Annotated in this window: 17 protein-coding genes; 3 read left to right on the top strand and 14 right to left on the bottom strand. The window is 65.2% G+C overall.

From position 1 onward, the window contains the following. The first annotated feature begins 782 nt into the window (after nucleotides 1-782). On the top strand, nucleotides 783-1,940 hold the full coding sequence (locus ACYVOK_RS32705; protein ID WP_460666460.1) for a hypothetical protein: 1,158 nt from the start codon (nucleotides 783-785) through the stop codon (nucleotides 1,938-1,940). A 637-nt stretch (nucleotides 1,941-2,577) separates the two neighbouring features. On the opposite strand, the gene ACYVOK_RS32710 is transcribed toward ACYVOK_RS32705, so the two are convergent. Both ACYVOK_RS32710 and ACYVOK_RS32715 read right to left on the bottom strand, forming a co-directional pair. Next, nucleotides 2,578-3,540, bottom strand: a complete 963-nt coding sequence (locus ACYVOK_RS32710) for a hypothetical protein (RefSeq protein WP_460666461.1) — start codon at nucleotides 3,538-3,540, stop codon at nucleotides 2,578-2,580. Further along, the gene (locus tag ACYVOK_RS32715) at nucleotides 3,537-4,136 is read right to left on the bottom strand and encodes an RNA polymerase sigma factor (RefSeq protein ID WP_460666462.1); all 600 of its coding nucleotides are present in this window, start codon (nucleotides 4,134-4,136) and stop codon (nucleotides 3,537-3,539) included. Before ACYVOK_RS32715 ends, ACYVOK_RS32710 begins: the two co-directional genes overlap by 4 nt. A 1,666-nt stretch (nucleotides 4,137-5,802) precedes the next feature. On the opposite strand from ACYVOK_RS32715, the gene ACYVOK_RS32720 reads away from it, so the two are divergent. Beyond that, on the top strand, nucleotides 5,803-5,943 hold the full coding sequence (locus ACYVOK_RS32720; RefSeq protein ID WP_460666463.1) for a hypothetical protein: 141 nt from the start codon (nucleotides 5,803-5,805) through the stop codon (nucleotides 5,941-5,943). A gap of 650 nt (nucleotides 5,944-6,593) precedes the next feature. On the opposite strand, the gene ACYVOK_RS32725 is transcribed toward ACYVOK_RS32720, so the two are convergent. From ACYVOK_RS32725 to ACYVOK_RS32740, 4 genes are all read right to left on the bottom strand, one after another. Beyond that, complete coding sequence (locus ACYVOK_RS32725) at nucleotides 6,594-7,016, bottom strand: hypothetical protein (RefSeq protein ID WP_460666464.1); 423 nt, start codon at nucleotides 7,014-7,016, stop codon at nucleotides 6,594-6,596. A 554-nt stretch (nucleotides 7,017-7,570) separates the two neighbouring features. Then, a complete protein-coding gene (locus ACYVOK_RS32730) occupies nucleotides 7,571-8,701 on the bottom strand; it encodes a hypothetical protein (protein WP_460666465.1) in 1,131 nt (376 codons plus the stop codon). A gap of 453 nt (nucleotides 8,702-9,154) precedes the next feature. Beyond that, a complete protein-coding gene (locus ACYVOK_RS32735) occupies nucleotides 9,155-10,036 on the bottom strand; it encodes an amidohydrolase family protein (protein ID WP_460666466.1) in 882 nt (293 codons plus the stop codon). Next, complete coding sequence (locus tag ACYVOK_RS32740) at nucleotides 10,033-10,191, bottom strand: hypothetical protein (RefSeq protein ID WP_460666467.1); 159 nt, start codon at nucleotides 10,189-10,191, stop codon at nucleotides 10,033-10,035. The genes ACYVOK_RS32735 and ACYVOK_RS32740 overlap by 4 nt, the downstream gene beginning before the upstream one ends. Nucleotides 10,192-10,614: 423 nt before the next feature. Between ACYVOK_RS32740 and ACYVOK_RS32745 the strand changes: the two genes are divergently transcribed. After that, nucleotides 10,615-10,800, top strand: coding sequence for a hypothetical protein (locus ACYVOK_RS32745; protein ID WP_460666468.1), 186 nt, complete (start codon nucleotides 10,615-10,617; stop codon nucleotides 10,798-10,800). Between the two features lie 381 nt (nucleotides 10,801-11,181). Here the strand turns inward: ACYVOK_RS32745 and ACYVOK_RS32750 are convergent, their stop codons facing one another. The 8 genes from ACYVOK_RS32750 to ACYVOK_RS32785 form a co-directional block, all read right to left on the bottom strand. Continuing rightward, nucleotides 11,182-11,964 (bottom strand): enoyl-CoA hydratase/isomerase family protein, encoded by a 783-nt coding sequence (locus ACYVOK_RS32750; protein WP_460666469.1) that lies wholly within the window; start codon nucleotides 11,962-11,964, stop codon nucleotides 11,182-11,184. Then, entirely contained in the window at nucleotides 11,951-13,129 is a 1,179-nt protein-coding gene (locus ACYVOK_RS32755) for a CaiB/BaiF CoA transferase family protein (protein ID WP_460666470.1), read from the bottom strand. The genes ACYVOK_RS32750 and ACYVOK_RS32755 overlap by 14 nt, the downstream gene beginning before the upstream one ends. Nucleotides 13,130-13,632: 503 nt before the next feature. Beyond that, nucleotides 13,633-14,397: an IclR family transcriptional regulator gene (locus ACYVOK_RS32760; RefSeq protein ID WP_460666471.1), complete on the bottom strand. Its 765-nt coding sequence runs from the start codon at nucleotides 14,395-14,397 to the stop codon at nucleotides 13,633-13,635. Nucleotides 14,398-14,465: 68 nt separating this feature from the next. Next, nucleotides 14,466-15,530 (bottom strand): ABC transporter ATP-binding protein, encoded by a 1,065-nt coding sequence (locus ACYVOK_RS32765; protein WP_460666472.1) that lies wholly within the window; start codon nucleotides 15,528-15,530, stop codon nucleotides 14,466-14,468. Continuing rightward, entirely contained in the window at nucleotides 15,530-16,639 is a 1,110-nt protein-coding gene (locus tag ACYVOK_RS32770; protein ID WP_460666473.1) for an ABC transporter ATP-binding protein, read from the bottom strand. Before ACYVOK_RS32770 ends, ACYVOK_RS32765 begins: the two co-directional genes overlap by 1 nt. A gap of 8 nt (nucleotides 16,640-16,647) precedes the next feature. Then, a complete protein-coding gene (locus tag ACYVOK_RS32775; protein ID WP_460666474.1) occupies nucleotides 16,648-17,841 on the bottom strand; it encodes an ABC transporter permease in 1,194 nt (397 codons plus the stop codon). Continuing rightward, entirely contained in the window at nucleotides 17,838-18,830 is a 993-nt protein-coding gene (locus ACYVOK_RS32780) for an ABC transporter permease (RefSeq protein ID WP_460666475.1), read from the bottom strand. The genes ACYVOK_RS32775 and ACYVOK_RS32780 overlap by 4 nt, the downstream gene beginning before the upstream one ends. Nucleotides 18,831-19,014: 184 nt before the next feature. Beyond that, a complete protein-coding gene (locus ACYVOK_RS32785) occupies nucleotides 19,015-20,937 on the bottom strand; it encodes an ABC transporter substrate-binding protein (RefSeq protein ID WP_460666476.1) in 1,923 nt (640 codons plus the stop codon). Between the last annotated feature and the right edge of the window lie 73 nt (nucleotides 20,938-21,010).

Raw genomic sequence — 21,010 nt, forward strand, 5'->3', positions numbered from 1 at the left:
CGTCATCTCCGCGATGGTCACTACCTCTCACCCCGTAACTCTCAGGCCTTGCAACCAGCAGATCCCAACGCCAATCGGTGGTTGCCCGCAGCGTCCGCTGTCACTCCGCCTCCAGATCGAGCCGACGCAGCTAATGCGTTGGTCGAGGCCGCGCAGTACGACGAGCGTGCGGAATCCGACGGCTGGCTGTGCACGTTGGCATGCTCGATGGAGACCGCCGACGTGAATGGGTAGCCGGACGTCCGGGTGCTGCCGCAATCGACCGTCTGGCCTCACCCAATCGGCTACGGATAGTCACCCGCCTGAGCCCTCAGCGTCCTGAACGCGAAATCAAACCTCACTCGCCCGATATGGGCCCCCAGTAGTCCAGGGGTTTCTGAAGGTCGACCTCGCTGAACGGCGGCTGTTGCGCAGCGACAGTCGTGTCTCGACCACGGGTTCACCAGGCTCGGGCTCTGGGCCGATGATGTCGGCAAACGCGGTCGGCTATTCGCCCGGTGCGCGGCAACCGACATCGCGAGTGGAGAAGTACATTCATCGCGCCTGGAGAGTACATCGACCCAAGGCCGAGGAAGGCTCGGTTCCGGCCCTGCCAACGAGGGCTTGGACGGGCGACGCGGAGAAGTGGATTCGACCACGGCGATCAACTACGAGACTGCCCTGCGGTTGCACGTCGATCCTGTGTCGGACGCCGACAGCGCTGCGGCAGCGTACACGTAACCACGCCGCACGGCGACGCGGGTTGAGATGCTTGTCGGTCGGTTCGGTGGAATGCTAGGGAAATGGCCGACGATCTTCTTCTGCGGGATGATCGGGCTTGGCCGCGTCGTTCCGTGCCTCTGTCGGCTGTGGTGATCGTAGCGGCCGTGGGGGCTGGCGTGGGCTTGGTTGCCAGCGCCGGGCGCGGTGTGGGGATGGTCGTTGTCGGCGGTGGCTTCGTCGTCGCGTTCAGCTTCGGCCTTTTCGTCGTTGTGAAAGAAGTGCGGCAGTGGATCGCTGGACACCCGGTTCCTTTAAGGATGAAGCTGCTCGAGTTGGGCGCGGTTGTGGTCGGGCTCGTGATCCTCGGTCTGGTCGACGCTCGGCTGGGATGGACCATCCTCGCCGGCCTGATGGGTGGTTTGCTAAGTGCCAACGTCTGGGGAACCCGCATCGCCCGAGCGAACCGCGAAGCTCTCGACAAGGCATTGTCCGTTCGCGAGACGTCGGCGGTTAAGAGCAGGCCCACGACCAGTGCGATGCGCACCGAACCGTTAACCACTATCCTCCGCACCAATCTGCTTCTCGAACGACGACGCGCGATCGCCTGGATGATTGCCTCAATGGTCGCCATTGCCGGTGTCGCCGTCGAGCTTCCCCCGGCGCCCGCGATCACCGCCTTCATGCTCGGCGTCGCCGCGTTCGTATGGGTCCTGCGCAGGCTCGTGGCCACCTGGCTGGCGTTTCGCAACTTAACCAACCCGCCAAACCCGCCACACCGCGCGTACGTCGTACTGCTGAGCGATCGGGGAGCGCTTCGCCCGCTGCTGGCGATGTGGTCCAGCCCTCCGGTACTGCGGGACGGTCGCTTACCGAACGCCGAGCAGGTGTACCGCTGTGACGAGGAACAGGACGACTTGGTGTCCTTCGCCGGTAGCAGAGTCGTGCACGAGGCCTGGGTGAGCACCGGCCGTCGGCCACGGTCCAAGCCGCGATGGGTCGTCGCCGACGCGGGTGTCGCTCTACCTCACCGGCGCGCCGTCTTCGGCAGGTGGCACGTCGGCAACCTGCTGGCAGGCGAGCGTCCCGGCGAAGCACGCCCCTTGACGCTCCCACCACCACACCGCGGCGAGGAGCCTAGAGTTCATCACAGCGACCTACCGGGAAAGTTCCTGACCGCCTTGGCCGGCCGCGTCGCCTGCCTGGCCGCCTACGGACTCATCGTCCACTGGCTCATCTGACATATCAGGCTGTCTGCTGGACGCCGAAGGCGATCCATGGAGGCAGGGCGCCGGATGTCGCAGCTCGAGATCGCGCCAAGCCATGGACAGTAGACCAGACGCCTCGTGTAGAGGCAGGTTTTCGGTTTCGTCCTGCCGCCAGTTCAGCACTCAACCGCCATGCCTATTACGGTTGCGGTTCGGCGTTCCCGAGGAGGCGCTGACCGATCAAGGTAAGCCGGATAGTAGCGTTCCGCATGTCTGGCCTGACGATGGTAACGAATCGCGCAGACGACGCCTCCATTGTGCAGTCCTGTCCGGCCCGGCAACCTGCTAAGCGAGAGCCGGTCAACGACATGACTTGGAGCGCGTTCCATCCTGAGTGAGGTCGAGCAGGTCGCCGGCACTTCACATGTCAGGTTGCCTCAGGCAACTTCCGCGGAAAGAGGTGCGCACCCCGCGCCACTCGGCGACGGTCCGCATGGCATTCGCATCAGACAGCCGGTTCAGGCGCGTCCGGCAATGTCAGGTCATCTCCAAGGGCCGCCATCAATCGCATCAGCGCCTCCTATGCGGAATCCATCGTCGAGGATCCAGCAAGTCGCAGTGCTACTAGAGGTACGCATTGGGAGGTCACTTCGACACGAACAACCCCGATCTACCGACTCGGATCGGCGCGCATCCAGGGCGTACCCGGACACCTGGACTGAATTCCCGACGGGAAGCAATCTGCGAATGTATCAGCGTCACGCTCGGAGTCGTAGAGGAGTTGACCGGTAGCCGAGTAGCCGCGCAGTCGGACTCCTGGATAGATGCCTTCCAAGGTGTCGGCGGAACGCGTGTTCTCTAGGTCGTTCCATCCGGCGAATGGACGGGGATTGCCTTTGATCGGCGCGAACCAGAAGCCGTTGCGAACAACGGCCTCGATCTCTGTACTGTCGTTCGTCTGCACCGTGACGCGAGCAACCGGCAGGCTGAACCTCCCATGGCTCCGCCCTGTCGCCGCGACCAGGCCGGTCAGCTGCGACGGTACCCATGTACCGCTTGCAGGCGCTTTTGTGGGGATTGGGTGCGGTGTGCGGCCTGCTGGTGGCGGCGTCGCCATCGAGCCGCTGCCCGCGCTCGCGTCAACCATCCTCCCCTTGGCGTCGAGGCCGCAGATCTCGTATTCCACAATGTCCGGACGGCGGAGGCTGCGGCCGACCAGCCAGGTTTTGGTGTACGAACTGCCCGGTGGTTCGGTAAAGGTAAAGGCATCCACTACCTGCGTGTTAGTGAACCGGTTCTTCGTACCAGTTGCGATCGCGTTCGTCTGTATCGTGCACGTCGTTAGCGTCGCTGAGATCTCTGCCGCGGTCAGGTTTCGAATCGCGGGCGCACGTGTCGCGTCCGCAGTCGCGGTGGGTTCCGCCGGGCGGTCGCTCTCCATGTAGGCCGGGAACCCGATTAGACCAACCGTGATCACGGCGCCGACGGCGGCCGAGGCGATCAGTGTCGGAGCCAGCGGCAAGCGACGCACCTGGCGGGTTTCGTGCGCAATGATGGTCAGCAGTTCCTCGCGGCGCCGACTGCGGACGGACAGGGGCAGGTCCTGCTCGGGCGGAATGAGATCGGGTGTCATTGGTCCTCCTCAGGGTTCGAGGCGAGAAGTTCACGGATGTGCTGCCGAGCTCGGGACAGGCGTGATTTGACTGTGCCGACCGGAACACCAAGGGCAATCGCGACGGCCTGTTGATCCAGGCCGGCCCACACGCAAAGTTCAAGTGTTTCCTGCTCATGCCGTGGCAATCGGCGGATCTGGGCGCGGATCTGCCGGACGCGATCGTCTCGGTCTAGGCGATCCGCCACCTCGTCGGCGAGGTCGTGCCCGTCCTCTGCGAGGTTCACGATCGTCGAGAGCGCCCGGCGGTACCGGAGCTTGGACCGCCAGGCGCTCCGGGCGGTATAGGCGGCGACGCCGAGCAGCCACGGCAGAGCTGAGTCCCGATCGAGAACAACGTCCGCCCGCCGCCGCCAGGCCTGCAAGAATACCGCCGAGGTCAGGTCCTCAGCTTCGCTCCAGCAGGCGGTACGGCGGTGCAGAAACGTGAAGACCGCATGCACGTGCCGGTCGTATAACTGTCCGAATGCCTGATGGTCTCCGGACGAAAATCGCTGCCACAGTACGCGATCGGTCGCCTGCACGCCGAGCTCACTATTCTCACCGACGCGGATCACCGGGTGTCCTTGACTGAGTCCTCATCTCACTTCACAACTCCTTCTCGCCGTCAGCGTCGTCACCTAGGACTTGACCGGGACCCCCAGCCTGGTTCCCTAAGCAACTCGGCGCGTGGAATGTCGACGCTGCTGGCACCGGAGGAGGTACGCCCAAGTGCTGAGGGTCGCGATGCGACCGGCTGAGGGCCACGGCGGGCAGGCTTTCCGTATGGTCGCAGGACACTGCCCAGGGTCAGCCAAAAGAGCAGAGTAGTCTCCGACGACATTTTTGCGGAACGATTTCGTCACAGCCGAATCCACTAGAGTCGGGAAATCAATCCGGGTCTTAGAGGACTGGTCGTTGTGCACGAAGTTCGTTGCCAGTCGATCTTCGGCGTGGCAATGCCCAAGGTGAAGTCGAGTGGTGGGGGTCGATGCGCCGACCGAAAGCGGTTGGCACAGTTCTGGCGCAGTCTGGTCGAGGTCCACTTGGTGCTGCATGACGCGGCCGACTCCGGCAGCGTGGGCCTGCATCGGCAGGACCACTCGCACCTCACTGCTGGGGCCGTGACGTGAGCGCTGTCGACCCGGCCTCGGAGACCCGGTCACCGCCGGGCCGAGCCGCACGCCTGGCCGGCCTGGTACAACATTACCTGCAGGACGAGCACGTTCTCGAAGGTCCGGGGCAGGCGACCAGGTCGACCTCCCGCCTCCAGCCGCGCTCTCCACCCCTGGGACTCGACGGTCGGCGTAGATCGTGACTCGCTGCGTGTCGCCGACGAGCATGCTGAGAACTCGGTCGGCGTCACCGATGGTCTCGACGTAGTCGGTGAGCGGCATCGGGCGGGAAGCGCAGATGACCGCCACATCGGGCCAGACCTTGCGACACGTCGCGTACGACCGGCGCTGCTGGTAGGGCGTGAGATGAGCGTCACCGAGGCCGGCCAAATGCCTCGCTCGGCTAACGCCTGGCGGGCGAACATGATGTTCTCGCTGGTGTTGGTCGCGTGCGGCGGACGATGATCGCGTCGGCTGGAACGCCAAGCGTCTGCGCGTGTTCGGCGTAGTGGACGGCCTCGCCGTGCGGGAATCGCTCGACTGTGGTGGGCGCGTTGGCTCCGGTGAAAACGATCAGCAGGAACATGCCCTGCTGGTACAGCTCGACGGCGTAGGTGGCGACTCCGAGGTCATGCCGAGTCCGATGGCGACGTCGGCTGGCCGGGGCTTGTGGTGCATGTCGTGGTAGTCCCAGACCACCTGGGCGTCGGCAAGGACGCTTGGGGCACGTCGGTGGCACGTCACTCGGGATCGTAGAGGTGTCGGTCCACGCCAAGCGACTGGCCGCGTGGAAGCCTCGGGGGCGAACTCGACCACGCGGCCGTCCGCCGTCATGGGTTGACGGTGCAGGATCATGACCGGCTCCCCGGCTGGTCGCTCGAGTTCGTCCATCTCGGGGTCTGCGCCGCGGCGCGGGTGGATCCGAGTCGCTATCTGGTGTGGATCCACGAGGGTCCGGAGGTCACCGCGCCGGTCGCGGCAGGCTCGACCGTGGCAGTGACGAGCTGGGCGACCTACACGTTGCCGCCGCGTCACCTGGAGGCGGTGCTGGCTCACGAGCTGTGCCATGCTCTGGCGTTGCAGCGGGTCGTATGGCTGCTGCTGTACGGCATCGGTGCCGGCGCGGTTGATGGCCAAGCCGATCCGGGTCGGCCTCAAGCAGCGGGTGCTGTCGATCGTCATCGAACTGGTGATCACCTTCGTCGGCGAGGAAGCCCGCGGCCTGATCGAGGGCGCGTTCGCTCCAGACGACCTACTAGGTTACGCCTGACTCATGCCGAGACGGCGCCTAACCGCGCTGTGGGGAACGGTCCGGAGCTGCCCGGTGGCCTTCTCGGCGCGGTACCGGGCGAGCGCGAGCTGGTCTTCAAGGTCTTCCAGCTCCCGGGCATTGATCATCACCGCGGCCGGCTGGCCGTGATCGTCGTGCGCTCGCGGCGGGTCGACGCCATGCGTACCAGTGTCCCGAACTGTCCTCGGGCCTGGAAATCCCCAATGTGCGGCGGACTGACGCACTCGCCGCAGCGCAACCTCGACGGATACTTGTCCGGCGTGCTGACGAGCTGCCTTTGGCTGACCTGCTGGTCGGCGCGGGCCGACAGCCCGACGAGCCGACGGGGCGTCGGGGCGTGGGGCGTCGGGGCGAGATTGCCGCTGCTCTCATCACCGGGTACGAGGACATCCCGTAAGAAGAACTGATCGCGGCCGAGACTGAAGGCTGAGTCGTGGATCCGGCCGGGTGCCCCCGCTATGTCCACGGCGTGGTCGCGACACTTCACTGGGCCTGGCGCCGGTCCGGCCGCGCCCCGATCGGGGTGTCAAGCCGCCTTGCGGCTTCTCGGCCAGTCATCCCTGCGGTCCGTACCCAGCGCAGGCTGCCGGGCGTCTCAGGGGTAGCCCAGCGGCCAGCCGCAGAACTCGTCAGCCGTTCGCCCCGTCCGCTCGGCCGCCAATCGCGTCCCTTCCCAGTCGAAGAGGTGATGTGACGGGCGGCAGATTGCAGGCGGGTACCTTCCCGATAAAGCGGTCGCGTCCGTCATCCGCGGCGCTCGAGCGGCGCAGGCGAGCAGGAGTAGCGACAGGCGGGGCCGCCAGGTCGCCGGGGCTGAGCTGTGCGATCCGTCCGTCTTGGTCCAGCGAGGCAGCCCCCATGGTGAGGATGACCGCCTGGAAGAACATGGCATCTGCCTCCCGGATCTGTCGGGGCATCCGCCGGTGCACGTGCGGAGTGGCTTCCAACTCGGCGAACAGCAGCCGCCCACGCCGCGTCGCGCTCAGTTCGGCGGCTGGTTCCACGCCGCGACCGGTCCAGCCCTCGAGCTGAACTGCGGCGAACGTGTCCACGAGCGCGTGATGCCAGAAGCCTCACGGTCGGACCGTTCACCTGTATCGGTGCTGACAACTTGTTCCCCCACGGCTCCTCGGCGAGCCGCCGCAAGCGAATGGTCGACGTCGTCGCGGCGAGGCGAAGGCGACCCGGTAGAGCTGCCGAGTACTCGGCCGGGGCGGCGTCCTCAAGCTGGCTGGTTGCCGCCGCGACCAGTTTCCTCCTGCAGCTGCTCCATGCGCCGTGACTACAGGCCGGGATCACAAGTGGTCGGCTCGTGCCAGCGTGGCGGTTTGGCTGAGCGTCTATCCGTAGGCGTGGACCTGGTCGTCGGGCTCGGTGTCCATCTGCCAGAAGACCTGGTCAACGTTCAGTCAGTTGGGATCCGATTTGCGGGTGCCTTCGCTTAGTCGAGAACCTTCGCGACGTGCTCTTGGGTGTGCTCAGATATGTCACAGCCCGCGGGTTGGGTTAGCCTCGCCGGCCGAAGAATCGGCGTAGCGCGACCGAGATCTGCCAGGGCACGCCGACATGAAATCCGGTTCGAGCTCCGCCCTATTACAATAGGTCGTCACACCTCCAAAGGGTGAAGCTGCCCAGTTAGCACGCTCAGGGCCTCGAGCAGAAAGTAGTCGCCCCATATCAACTCGTTTCGTGTTGCAAGGCCGATACGTTTGTTATAGCAGGAGTCGACAAGCATGCCGGCTGGACGCAAATCACCCGGCGTCAGCGGGGTCAAATGTCGATTGACAAGTGTTCTTATTGTAGCAAGCGCGGTTCGCCTATATTTGGCAGATCGTACCGCGTCGCTCTCCAGTGCTGAGAGCTTGAGGAAGGCAGCCGCCGCGATCGCGGCTGCGGACGTGTCCTGTTCTTGGTTGCCATCGGCGGGCACATCGAAGTCCCAGTACGGAACGCCACCGGTAGGTACATGCGCAATCCACCAATCGCCAATCTGCCGTGCCCGGGCGAGCAACTCATCCCGCTGCCCATGCAGCCATAACGCGCCCTGGGTCGCTCCCAGTAGCCCCCACGCCTGCGCGCGCGCCCACGTCGAATCCGGACTGGCACCCTTGTGCGTGTATGTGCGCAGCACCGTTCCGCTCAATGGCTCGAATGTCGCCGACTGCACAACGGAACCATCGGAACGGACAAGGTTGTCCAGGCACCATTTCGTGTGCGCTGTCGCGACGGCCAGTAGATAGGTATCGCCCGTACGGTTCGCCCCCCATGAGAGCAAGCCAGCGACGGCTCCGACCGCGTCGATACTCGTCTCGGTTGCACCGACATCAGACGCTTCCTCGGCTTGCTCGCCGAGTCCAAGCAGCCGACTCGGTCGGTGGGCCGCTTCTGCCAGTTTCACAGCCGCTGTTAGGGCGATCTCTGCGGCTATCTCCGAGCGATGCAGCCGAGCTCCCAATACAGCCCCATAGTAGAAGAGGAAGCTCCGGAATATTGTGTCCGAGCGGGTGCGAACAGCAAGCCGACGACACCACTCCAGTGCTGTGGCGACGTCATTCGCGAGCCACAGTTCGCCTACCCAGAAGCCGCCGGTCCAGTCGCCGTCGGGCGACCGGATCCAGGTGCCATCTACGTCCCCGATATGCGGAAAACCCAAATCAATTGGCTGAGCCGCTGACTCTCTGACTCGGGTGAGCATCCGACGGTGCGCCTCAATCCAAGTCTTGTTCACTTGATCCACGACTATCCCCGATCAATGGTGCCCTTAACCGGTCGGTTACCAGGTAAATCGCCGCCGCCTAGCCGCGGATTGAATGAGGAGACCCACAGACGACCGGGCAGATGTCGAAGCGGCCCATCGCTCATGATCTGATTAACACAAGCTTACGATTTTGCCGGGAGCGTGATGGTTCTGCGCGTGCCACAACACCGGCCCGGTATCGATCCAGCAGCCGGTTGCGACGGCATCATGCCGGCTGGGGTTGGCGACGGCGTACGCCCGCAGCCGGTCGTCGGACATCGCAGCGAGCGCTGTCAACCTGTCGTCGCCGGCCCAGTTGTCGTACGCGATCTCCCGCTCCCCCGGCGCGAAGAGTGCGGCATCGATGCCGAGCTCGTCCGTGCTGGCAAGCAGAGCCTCGTCCGAGAGGTCGGCCTCGCAGCCGGTGTCCCAGTCGTACGTGCGCGTCGATGATCACGCCTTCAGCACTCCTTCCAGACCGAGCGCGGCGAGGGCGTCGGCGACGATGATCTGCTCGATGTGCTCGTCCGGGACGCGCGGCAGCTTCGTTCCCTCGACGATGTCGTTGACGCGACGCAGCCCGGCCATCGCCTCAGCCGAGGTCGCGATCGGGTAGTCCGAGCCGAACAGCAACTTGTGCGGGACGCCCCACTCGGACGCGAACGTCAGCGCCTCCCACGACAGCCACGGCCGCAGGTAGATCGACGAGACGTCCGCATACACGTGCGGGTGCTTGCGGATCACCGACACCGTCTCCCGGACGAACGGGTGCCCCAGGTGCGCCATCACGATCCGCAGCTCGTGGAAGCGGAGCGCGATGTCGTCCATCACCAAGGGATGCGTGTAGCGCAGCGGTGCCGAACGGATCGGCGAGGTGCCCTGGTGGAAGAGGATCGGCAGGCCCTCGCGTTCGCAGTAGGCGTAGAACGCGCACGCCTCGTCGGAGAGCGGGTCGAAGTCCTGGTAGTTCGGGCCGAGCTTCACGCCGACGAGGCCGAGCTCGCGGCATCGTTCGGTCTCGTCAAAGACGTGCGGCCAGAGCGGGTTGACGGACATGAAGCCGATCCGCTTGTGCGGTGCGTCCTTGACGAACTCCGCCGTGGCGTCGTTCGTACGCTCCGGCGGGTACGGCAGCCCGGTCGCGGCAAGCGGGTCGTCGACGGCGATGTTGAACACGATCGTGACGTCCGCGACCGCCTGCTGCTCGTCGTAGTCCGCCCAGGAGTTCGTCGTCACCACCGGACGGTCCGAACGCCAACCCTCGAAGACCAGACGCTCGTCGTCGGGTACCGCGTCCTGGTGCGTCGGGGTGTGGTTGTGAACGTCGATGATCAACGGAAGCTCCCCAGCAGGTCGTCGCGAAGCCGTACGCCCAGCCCCGGCCCGTCGGGCAGCTCCACCCGCCGGCCGTCGCTGGGCAGCGGCTCGGCGCGGATGTCCTCGGCATAGTAGTGCGCACCGATGATGTCCGAGGGAAAGTCGAGGGGCAATCCCTCGATCGCCGGGCCACCGGCCCTGCCGACCTGAGCGCCGAAGGGCCGACAATGATCTTGAAGCCACCGGGTCTTGAGGTTCGATAAGGCGGTCGAGCCGAGAGTTGCACCATCTAACCAAGAGACTGGCCATGACGTGCTTGTCGACTGGAGTTCACTCGACCCCAACGCCCTCAGTGGTCGTCGTAACGCTGTGGCGGTTTCCATGCCGATCCCTTCCTGGCGACGATGTGGCTCGGTATCTGCGCAACCGGTTGTTCACTTGCATCGTAGCCTGCCAGAGAGACCACAACTAGTCCCGAACCACCTGACCTGCACCCGGCGGGTGACCAAGGCTCGGTGCTCGCGATCCGCGTGGGGCCTGGCCCGGGGAGAGGCTCGGGCCCTTCTCCGGCTCGGCCTGCGAAGCGCGGGATTAGCGTGATCTACGGAAAGCTGAAGGAGAAGTGCATCGGCGACATCGCGTACGACGCCTCGCGAACGCATCTGCTGATGACCGGACACCGCGTCTACATCAACAACGGCCGCGAGGGTGTCTGCTACTACGAGGACGGTGAGATTACGAAGCTGCCCGGGATGGAGCGGGTCATCAGGATCGCCTGGTAGACAGGGTCGGACGCTCTGCTGAACCGCTCCGCCCTACTGCTCGCGGTGCTGTCGGTCGACGCCGGCCTGGAGGCGATCCGGGCCGGCTTCGGTGCCAACGGCGACGGCTGCGCCGCGGCGGGCGCGCACGACGTGCCCGACCCGGGGATGGCGACGGCGCTCATCCCCGGACTCGTCGACGGCATCCCGGCATACACGGTCAAGGTCAGCGCGAAGCTCCGGACGCCCGACCCGCTCTCCGCGGCCTCGTCCGCTTGCACGAGCTCACACCGGCGCGTTGCTCGACTCCGCGACCGTCACCGCCATAGCCAAGGTCATTGGCAGCCTGGCGAAGGCCGATGTAAAAGAAGGGTAATCATAATGGCTGAATAGCAGTGCTCCTCAAGGAGCGAGCTTACGAAATCGCCTGGGGCGTTTCGCTACGAACGCTGCGATCTCTTCGTGGGCGTCTGTCGTGGCGAACAACTTGCCCAACTCTGCCTGCTCCAAGGCAAACCCCAACTCGAGAGCGTCGGCCGCGCGGATCGCGCGCTTGGCAGCGGCGACAGCTGTTGCCGGTCCATCACGAAACAATCCAGCGATCGTCGCAGCCTCGTTTCGAAGCTCGGCGTCATTGCATACTCGATGCACGATGCCTAGTGCCTCCGCTTCGCGAGCATCGATCCGACGGCCGGCGAGGATAACCGACGATGTCAGGTTTCTTCCGATGAGCCTTGTGAGCCGTTGCGTACCTCCCCACCCCGGAAGCAGGCCGAGCTCGATCTCCGGGAGTCCGAATGTCGCTCCTTGCGTCGCTACGACAAGATCGCATGCGAGTGCCAGCTCGAAGCCGCCACCAAGCACTGGTCCGTGGACAGCCGCGATAATCGGAACTGGCGCTTCAGCGATAGCGCGACACATAGCGTTAGCCTGGTGAGTGTAACTAAGGAACGTTCCCAAGTCGGACTTGGCATACGTCACCAGGTCGCCGCCGGAGCAGAACGACGGTCCCACGCCGTTGAGCACCACTGCGCTGCAGCTCGCCGCTAGCTCGGAGACCGCGCGGGTGACAGCCTGTATCATCGGCAGTGTCAGGGCGTTCCTCTTCTGAGGCCGATGGAGCGTAATCCATGTCGTGGCCTCGATGTCCTCGACAATCACATGGGCGGTGTCAGTCTGCGGCATAGAAGGCGCCGTTCGAAATGAGTTTAGCGATCTCTTCAGTCGACAAGCCCAGCTGCTCGAGCACCTCGCGGGTGTGCTGACCGAGCCTTGGAGGCACCCTCGCGATGGGCGGCTTGTCTCGGTTGTACCGCAAAGGGTGTGTTGGCAACCGAACGGCCGTGCCGTCGGCAAGTACCACATCATTGAACGTCTCGTTGTGGATAACCTGCGGGTCAGATAGCACGTCAGCGTAACTGTTTACCGGTGCATGCCAGAGACCTGCGCTGTCGAAGTCGTCCACCCACTCGGCGGTCGTTCGGCGTGACAGATTAACCGCGATGCGCGCATTGATCTCGTCCCGCCGCGCAAAGACCTCGCCTTCAGGTATCTCGTCGAGCCAAGGGTCTCCGAGCAGTGCTGCGAGCTTGCTCAGTGCGGTGAGCGATAGACAAACGTGTCCATCAGCAGTCGCAAAGACGCCGTAGGGCGGCTTGTAGTACATCGACGAGATACCCGTAGCGCTTCGTGTTGACGCGAACCCATTCGCGGCGTAAGTCAGCGGCTCCAGCTGAAGATCCAGGGCCGCACCGAGCAAGTTGCTCTCCACGCGCCTGCCTTGGCCCGTCCGTTCCCTTGCCAGCAAAGCGGCCAGGATGCCCATGGCTGCCAGCGCCGCGCCATGCTGGTCAACAATGGAAGCACCTGCAGGAATCGGAGAAGATCCGGCGTCGCCCGTCGCGGCAGCCAGTCCGCTCAGTGTCTGCAAAAGCACATCCTGACCCGGACGGTCACGGTACGGCCCGTCGGAGCCGTAACCCGACAAGGAGCAGTAGATGACCTGCGGGTTTAGGTCTCGCACGTCGCCGTATCCAAGACCGAGCCGTTCCATCACGCCGGGTCGGTAGCTTTCGACGACGACATCGGCCGTCTTGACAAGGTCAAGCATGACCGATCTCGAAGAGGATGCTTTGAGATCGGCGCTCACGCTCCGCACGTTCCGGTTCCCTAGTAGGAAGAACAGGCTCCATTCACCAAGGAAAGCGTCGGCAGCCGACCAGTGACGCTCGAACGCACCCCGCAACGGCTCGATCTTGACGATGTCCGCACCCAAGTCGCCGAGCATCTGACATGCCGATGGGCCCTGCAGGAAGTGAGAAAAACTTACCACGCGAATCCCGGATAGCACCGATCACTCCTCTGCTGGCTAAGACGAAGCCTTCATCGCTAGTTCAGAATGGCACATGAGCAACCGGTTGCGCAAAGGATTCCAAGCCGTCGGCAAGCAGTGAGACGCCTGGAGAGTTGGAACGAGCCACTGAGTGTCGCGACGGACAGGCGCGACTGTACAGACCATGCTCTGCCCGGTGACCTGCACGACACGGAGCATGCAGCGGAGATCGCGCTTTGAGGAGCTCGTGGCCAGTCGGCGGATCCACGCCGCCAGGTGCTCGGTCTTGTGAAGGAGGCCGAGAAGTGTTTCGGCTGTACGTACGAAAGTGCGAGTATCGTCTACCGCTGATCACCGCCTTGGCAGGGAAGCGCTCCTGTGACCAGTCGATGCAATGCGTGGGTCTAGCAACACCAAACGGGCGGCCAAACCTGGCGGCGCGACCTGCATCTGGTCATTCGATGAGTCATGTCGAAGCGGCTCCCCACTGCCCGCCTGTCGTCACTTCGGGTCGCCTGAACTCAGGTCGGATCAGTAGTTGGCCTTGGGTTTGCCGCGCGCTCGGTTGATCCGAGGCCCGCCGAGATGATGTTGGCCGCGGAGCGCACGGCGGAGATGACGCCGGGCAGGTTGTCGCCCATCACCTTCTGGGAGAAGCCGGTCACGCCGACCGCGTATCGCACCCGTTCCGAGGCGTCGAACACCGGCGCCGCGACGCAGCTGATCTCGGCCTGCTCCTCCTCGTCCTCGACCGCGTAGCCGCGCGAGCGGGTCTCCTCCAGGTCGGCCAGGAACGTCTCCACGTCCGGCTTCTTCGCGTTCGGCCCGACCCCGCGGGCCAGCCGAACCAGCAGCGGCTTCAGCTCGTCCTCGGGCAGGTACGCCGCGATCGCCTTGCCCAGCGCGGTGAGGTTGTACGGCGCGACCTTGCCGATGAACGTGTCGAACTGGACGAATCCGGGAGTCGCCGCCTTCGCCACGTACACGACCGAGTTCGCGTTCAGCGCTCCGAGGTGCGCCGGCATCTCGACCTTGTCCGACAACGCGCGGAGCTGCGGCTGCGCGACCGAGGCCAGGTCGAGCTTGCGGATGAGGCCGGACGCGAGCGCGTACAGCCGCAGCGTCGGTTGCCAGAAGTGCGACCGGCCGACCACCTGACGTTCGGCGTAGCCGCGCTGCTCGAAGGTCTGCACGATCGACGCACACGTCGCGACGGGGACACCCGCCGTCTGGGCGAGCAGCGTGAGGGTGAGCGGAGTCTCCGAGCCGATCAACGTCTCCAGCACCGTCAGAGCCCGGTAGGTTGGCGCGGAGCGTGGTTCCTGCGTCGCTCTGTCCACGATACGGGGGCGGTTCATTGGCTTCGACATTCATGGCCTTCGAGTTCCGATATGCCGGCGAGGTCCAGTTCTTCCGCGTAGTGGCACCGCGAGGCCCGGGCCCGGCCGTTCGCGCCAAGCAGGTGCAATCCCGGCTCCTCGGTGGAGCAGCGGTCCTGCGCGTACGGGCAGCGAGGGTGGAACGTGCAACCGCGCGGCGGGTTCGACGGGTCCGGCACCTCGCCCCGCAACGCCACCCGGGCCCGCTGCCCGCGCAGCCGCGGGTCGGGGCGCGGCAATGCCCGCAGCAGCGTCTCGGTGTACGGGTGCCTCGGGCAGTCGTACAGGTCCGACGTCGTCGCCTCCTCGACCAACCGGCCGACGTACATCACCGCGACCCGGTCGCACAGGTGCTGGATCACCGACAGGTCGTGGGAGACGAACACGTACGTGAGGTCCAGCTGCTCCTGCAGGTCCTCGAGCAGGTTGAGGATCTGCGAGCGGATCGACACGTCCAACGCCGAGACCGCCTCGTCCGCGACGACCAGCCGCGGCCGGGTGACGAGGGCGCGCGCGATGCCGATGCGCTGGCGTTCGCCGCCGGAGAACGCGTGCGGGTAGCGCCGCATGTACTCCGGTCGTAGGCCGACCAGCCGGAGCGTCTCGGCGACCCGGTCGCGCAGCTCGTTGCCGCGGGCGAGGTCGTTGACGCGCAGCGGCTCGCCGACGATCTGCAACACGGTCATGCGCGGGTTGAGCGAGGAGTTCGGGTCCTGGAACACCGTGCGGATCTCCCGCCGGTACGGGCGAAGCTCGCCGCGGCTCAGCTTGGCGAGGTCGACGACCGAGCCGTCGGACCGGGTGTACTCGATCTGCCCCGAGGTCGGCTTGTACGCACGGAGGATGCACCGGCCGAGCGTGGTCTTACCGCAGCCGGACTCCCCTACCAGGCCGAGCGTCTCGCCGCGCTCGACGGTGAGGTCGACGTCCTGCACCGCGTTCACGGTGAGCTTGTGTCGGCTGAACAGTCCGCGACTCGCGGTGAACCGCATCGAAAGATTCCTGATCGACAGCAGCGTCTCGCGCTGGGTCTCGGTCATCACGCGCTCCTGCCCGTCGGCATCGGTCGCAGGTCCTCGGGCTCGTTGTACAGCAGGCAGCGGACCGCGCGTTCGTCGTTCGCGACCACCGGCGGCACCTCCACATCGCACCGGCCGGGCATCGCCGCGTCGCAGCGCGCGTGGAACGGGCAGCCCGCCGGCCGGTTGTACGGGTGCGGCACGATGCCGCGGATCGTCGCAAGCCGCCGGTGCGCGCGTGGCCCGACCGTCGGCACAGAGTGCAGCAACGCCTTCGTGTACGGGTGCCGCGGGGCATGGAACAGGTCGTCGACCGAGCACTCCTCAGCCACGATGCCCAGGTACATGACCGTGACCCGGTCCGCGATCTCGGCCACCACACCGAGGTCGTGGGTGATGAACATGACCGCCATGCCGAGCTGCTCCTGCAAGCCCTGCAGCAGTTCGAGGACCTGCGCCTGCGTGGTCACGTCCAACGCGGTGGTCGGCTCGTCGGCGATCAACAGCCTGGGCCGGCATGCCAACGCCATCGCGATCATCGCGCGCTGCCGCATGCCGCCGGACAGCTCGAACGTGTACGCATCCACCCGCTGCTCCGGCCGCGGGATGCCGACGAGCCGGAGTTCCTCGATCGCGCGGTCGCGCGCCTCCTTCTTGTCGACCTGCTCGTGGGTGCGGATGTTCTCCACGATCTGGTAGCCGATCGTGTGCACCGGCGACAGCGAGACCATCGGCTCCTGGAAGATCATCGCGACGTCCTTGCCGCGGATCTGCCGGATCGCCGACCCCTTCGGATCCAGCTTGGCCAGGTCGAGCTGGCCGGTGCCGGCAGCGTGGTAGGCCGCGATCGCGTTCCGGTCCCGCCGCGATCTGCGCTGCTCGCGCAGGATCGGGTGGTCGTCGCCGACGCGCAGCAGGATCTCGCCGTCGACGATCCGGCCGGGTTCCTCCACGAGCTGCAGGATGGACCGGGCGGTGATGCTCTTGCCGCACCCGGACTCCCCTACCACGCAGAGCGTCTCGCCCGGCCGAACGGTCAGGTCGACGCCGTCGACGGCGCGGACGAGACCTTCATCGAGGTGGAAATGCGTCCTCAGACCACGCACGTCGAGAAGCGGTTGCTCAGTCATCAGACACCTCAGCTCTCGTACGGGTCGGCGGCGTCCCGCATGCCGTCACCGACGAAGTTCAACGCCATCACCGTGATCACGACCACCAGCCCGGGCAGCAGCAGCCACGGCGCGAACGACAGCACCCGGATGTTCTGCGCGTCGTTGAGCAGGACGCCCCACGAGACGACTGGGGGCTGCAGCCCGAAGCCGAGGAACGACAGCGCGGTCTCGCCGAGGATCATGCCCGGGATGGACAACGTCAGCGACGCGATGATGTGGCTGGTGAACGCCGGCAGCATGTGCCGCCTGATGATGCGCAGCCGCGGTACGGCGTCCAGCTCCGCGGCGAGCACGTAGTCCTCCGCGCGCATTTGCAGGAACCGGCTGCGGATTACCCGCGCCAGTCCGGTCCAGCTGATCAGCGACAGAATCAACGTGATCAGGAAGTACCCAAGCACTGGATCCAGCCCTGGCGGGATAGCCGCCGCGAGGCCGAGCCACAGCGGCAGCGTCGGGATCGACATGAAGAACTCGATGCCACGCTGGATCAGCGAGTCGGTCGCCCCGCCGAAGTAGCCGGAGATGCCGCCGAGCATGAGGCCGAGAATGAGGCCGACCGCGACGCCGATCAGGCCGACCGACATCGAGATCCTCGTGCCGTAGATGATCCGGCTGAACAGGTCGCGGCCCTGCTCGTCGGCGCCGAACAGGTACAGCGGGTCGCTGGCGTGCACCGGCCCGAAGAAGTGCAGGTCGGATCGGAATAGCCCCCACAGATCGTACGGCTCGCCCTTGGCGAAGAAGCGCAGGTAGATCCGCTTGTCCTCGTTCACGGCGTAGTCGCGGGTGAGCAGCTCCGCGTTCGGGGTGCCGATGTAGTCGTTGACGTACAAGCGCGGACCCCACCCACCTGCACCGTCCCACGTGACGTGGATGACCTGCGGCGGCGCGTAGGAGTACGTGGCCTGGTTGAAGTCCTGGGTCTTCGGCGCGAGGAACTCGCAGAAGATCGCCAACAAGTAGATCGCGGCCATGATCACCAGGCCGACGACCGCGAGCTTGTTCCTGCGGAAGCGCCACCAGATCAGCTTGCGCTGGGGCGCGAAGTTGACCTCGTCGCCCTTGCCGGCGGCGCCCTCGATGGTCGGCGCCGGCTCCTCGACCGTGAGCGGTGGCTCCTCCTCGGCCGAACGGCGCAGCGCAATGTTCGGATCGCTCACACCACACCTGCTCGTACTCGGGGATCGATCAAGGCCAGCAGGATGTCGGAGATCAACGTGCCGATGACGGTCAGCACGCAGGCGATGAAGATGATGCTGCCGGCGAGATACATGTCCTGGCTCTCCAACGATCGCAGCAGCAACGGACCGGTCGTCTCCAGCCCGAGCACGGTGGCGACCAGCACCTCGCCGTCGAAGAGCGCGGGGATGAGCCAGCCGATGGTCGCGACGAACGGGTTGAGCGCGACCCGGACCGGATAGTTGGCGATCAGCCGGCGCTCCGACAGCCCGCGCGATCGCGCGGTGACCACATACGGCTTGCGCAGTTCGTCCAGCAGGTTCGCGCGCAGGATTCGGATCGTTCCGCCGATGCCGCCGATGGACAGCACCAGCACGGGTAACCACAGGTGGTCGAGGAAGTCGAGCAGCTTGCCGAGGTTCCAGTCCGCCTCGGCGTACTCCGGGGAGAACATTCCGCCGACGGCCTTGCCGCCGTACTTGAACTGCAGGAAGGCAACTGTCAACGCCAGCAGGAAGCCCGGGATCGCGATGCCGAGGAATGCCAGCGCGGTCATCACGTAGTCGGGAACGGTGTACCGCCTCACCGCCGAGTAGATGCCCGCCGGCAGCGACACGATCCAGCCGAACAGCACTGTGGAGATGCCAAGCAGCAGCGTCAGCGGCATCCGCTCCGCGATCAGGTCCCACACCGGCCGCCCGTACAGCATCGAGGAACCGAAGTCGCCACGTGTGACGATGCGCGTGATCCAGTGGATGTACTGACCCAACAGCGGCTGGTCCAGCGCGTACCGTTCCCGCAGTGCCGCGACCTCCGCCGGCTGCACGGTCTGGCCGGCCGTCTGCATGTTCGCGATCACCGTGTCGAGGAAGTCCCCCGGCGGCAGCTGGATGATGAGGAACGACACCAACGAGATCAGGAAGATCGTCGGGATCATCGCGATCAGCCGGCGCACGAGATACGCACCCATAGACAGCTCCGCTCATTCAGCCCCGTGCAAGCGATAAAAGATGACATCGACAGCGCAATGAGCCGACGGGTGTCATGTGACACCCGTAACCTTCGGCTGTCCGGACGATATTCGTACCAAAATGAAGACCCCTAGGGCTTGCGATATCTGTGACTCGGTGGATAGCCCCCACAGCACGACGATCTCACGCGTGCTGGTCCGGGTGCCTGAAGAAAATCTGGGACAGGTTCATTGAGGCCTCGTAGTGCGTGCGGAAGCTGGCCAGTCCCCTTTCCGGCACGTTGGCCAGGTCCTCGCTCACCACGACCGGCCAGAACGGCGGCTGAACGGTCCCGATGATCCAGACGTTCTTGTCGTGGAGGCGTAGGATCTGGCGGCCGAGCTCCAGCCGCTTCTCCTCGTTCGGCGCCTGCAAGAGCTGGTCGTAGAGCACCTGCAGCTGGCGGATGTCGCCCTCGGGCTTGGCGGAGAACTGGCCGTTCGGATCGCCGTACCAGTTGCCGTACCGCGGCGCCCAGTAGGTCAGGCCGTTCGTCGGGACGTACCACAGCGAGTCGATGTCCCAGAGGTAGCCGGCTGGCGGGTAGGCGAGGATGTCGTTCTTCCCTTGGGGAACCGAGCTGTACCACAACGTCGGCGAGATGTTCTTGATCGCCATGTCGATACCGACCTCGGCCCAGTGGCGCTTGACGTACTCGAGCATGTCGACGTTCTCCACGCCGACGCCGATCTGGAACGTCGTCGCGATGAGCTTCATCGGCTTGCCGTCCGGGCGCAGCCGCATGCCCTTGCCGTCGCGTGCTGTCAAGCCCGCCTTGTCGAGGTACTCGTTGGCCTTCGCGACGTCGAACTCGATGAAGCGCTGACCCATGCCCTCCTCGAAATACGGGTCCTCGGGCTGGGCGCACGGATGCTGGATGCGGCCCTGGCCGGCGAGCAGCGCCTGGTTGATCTCGTCCCGGTTGATCGCGTGCGACAGCCCGGCACGGAAGTCGATCTTGCCGAACAGGGCGCGCAGCACCGGGTCGGGGTGGCTCTGGTTCAGGTTAACCGAGGAGAACAGGCCGTCCGGTGTCCAGCGCAGCACCTTGTACGGCTTGGACTCCTCGTTCTGCATCAGCTGCGGGATCACCGCGGACGGGATGTCCCACGTAGCGAGGTCGATCTGGCCGTTCGCCGCACGCAGGCCGAGCGGCTCAGCGGGCAGGATGGTGAACACCGCCCGGTCGATGTACGGCAGCTGGCGGCCCTGCTCGTCGACCTTCCAGTAGTACGGATTGCGGACGATCGTGGCGGCGGTTCCCCCGGCGACCGGCCTCTCCATCATCCAAGGGCCGAGCACCGGATAGTCCGCATTAGTCCAGATGTTCCTCCTTTGATCATAGAGATCTTGCCAAGTGGTGACCTTCGCCTTCTTCATCTCCGCCTGCAACGCGGCCTTCTCAGCATGGTTCGGGTGCACCTTCCGCATGTAGTGAGATGGATGCAGGAGGCTATTGGCCGTTCCCATGAAGCAGAGGAACTTGAGCAGCAGGCTGTGCGGCGTCTCGAACTCGAACCGAATGGTGAGCTCGTCGACCTGGACGAACTTCACCGGCTTGCCACCCGAGGTCAGCCAGGTAGGAAAGACCGGGTTGATCTCCTTGTTCAGGTAGATGTCGTTGTAGGTGTACATCAGGTCGTCGGTGGTGAACGGGTGCCCGTCCGACCACTTCAGGCCCTCGCGCAGGTGGAAGACGTACGTCCGCCCGTCGTCGAGAACCTCCCACTTGTGCGCGAGGCCCGGCCCGACCTCGGCGGGAACGGTGGCAGTCCACTCGACCAACCCGGCCCAGGTCATGTACTGGTTGCTGGAGAAGTTGCGGTCGACCTGCGCCCGCTGCAGCGTTCCGCCGTACACGCCAGGCTCGGTCAGCGGCTTGACGACCATCGGGTTCTTCGGGATGCGCTGCTCCAGCGGCGGCAGCTTGCCTGCCTTGACCCGCTCGGCCAGCATCGGCGACTCCTTTGCGCCCTTCAGGTTGGCGCCGGCCGGCGGCGTGCCGCGACCCTTCTTCGCGGGATCGGTCTCCAGGAACGAGCAGGCGCTCAGGACCGCTCCTCCCACCAGTGCGCCCCCGCTCGCCTTGATCAGAGCCCTCCGCGTGTAGTACGACACCATGAGCAGGCGCCTTTCCGGT

Source organism: Kribbella swartbergensis, from assembly GCF_054784135.1.

Excerpts from the sequence above, each read along its gene's own strand:
- ACYVOK_RS32705 (WP_460666460.1), top strand. The coding sequence starts at position 783 with ATGGCCGACGATCTTCTTCTGCGGGATGATCGGGCTTGGCCGCGTCGT.
- ACYVOK_RS32710 (WP_460666461.1), bottom strand. The coding sequence starts at position 3,540 with ATGACACCCGATCTCATTCCGCCCGAGCAGGACCTGCCCCTGTCCGTC.
- ACYVOK_RS32720 (WP_460666463.1), top strand. The coding sequence starts at position 5,803 with ATGGCCAAGCCGATCCGGGTCGGCCTCAAGCAGCGGGTGCTGTCGATC.
- ACYVOK_RS32750 (WP_460666469.1), bottom strand. The coding sequence starts at position 11,964 with ATGCCGCAGACTGACACCGCCCATGTGATTGTCGAGGACATCGAGGCC.
- ACYVOK_RS32765 (WP_460666472.1), bottom strand. The coding sequence starts at position 15,530 with ATGACCGAGACCCAGCGCGAGACGCTGCTGTCGATCAGGAATCTTTCG.
- ACYVOK_RS32770 (WP_460666473.1), bottom strand. The coding sequence starts at position 16,639 with ATGACTGAGCAACCGCTTCTCGACGTGCGTGGTCTGAGGACGCATTTC.
- ACYVOK_RS32780 (WP_460666475.1), bottom strand. The coding sequence starts at position 18,830 with ATGGGTGCGTATCTCGTGCGCCGGCTGATCGCGATGATCCCGACGATC.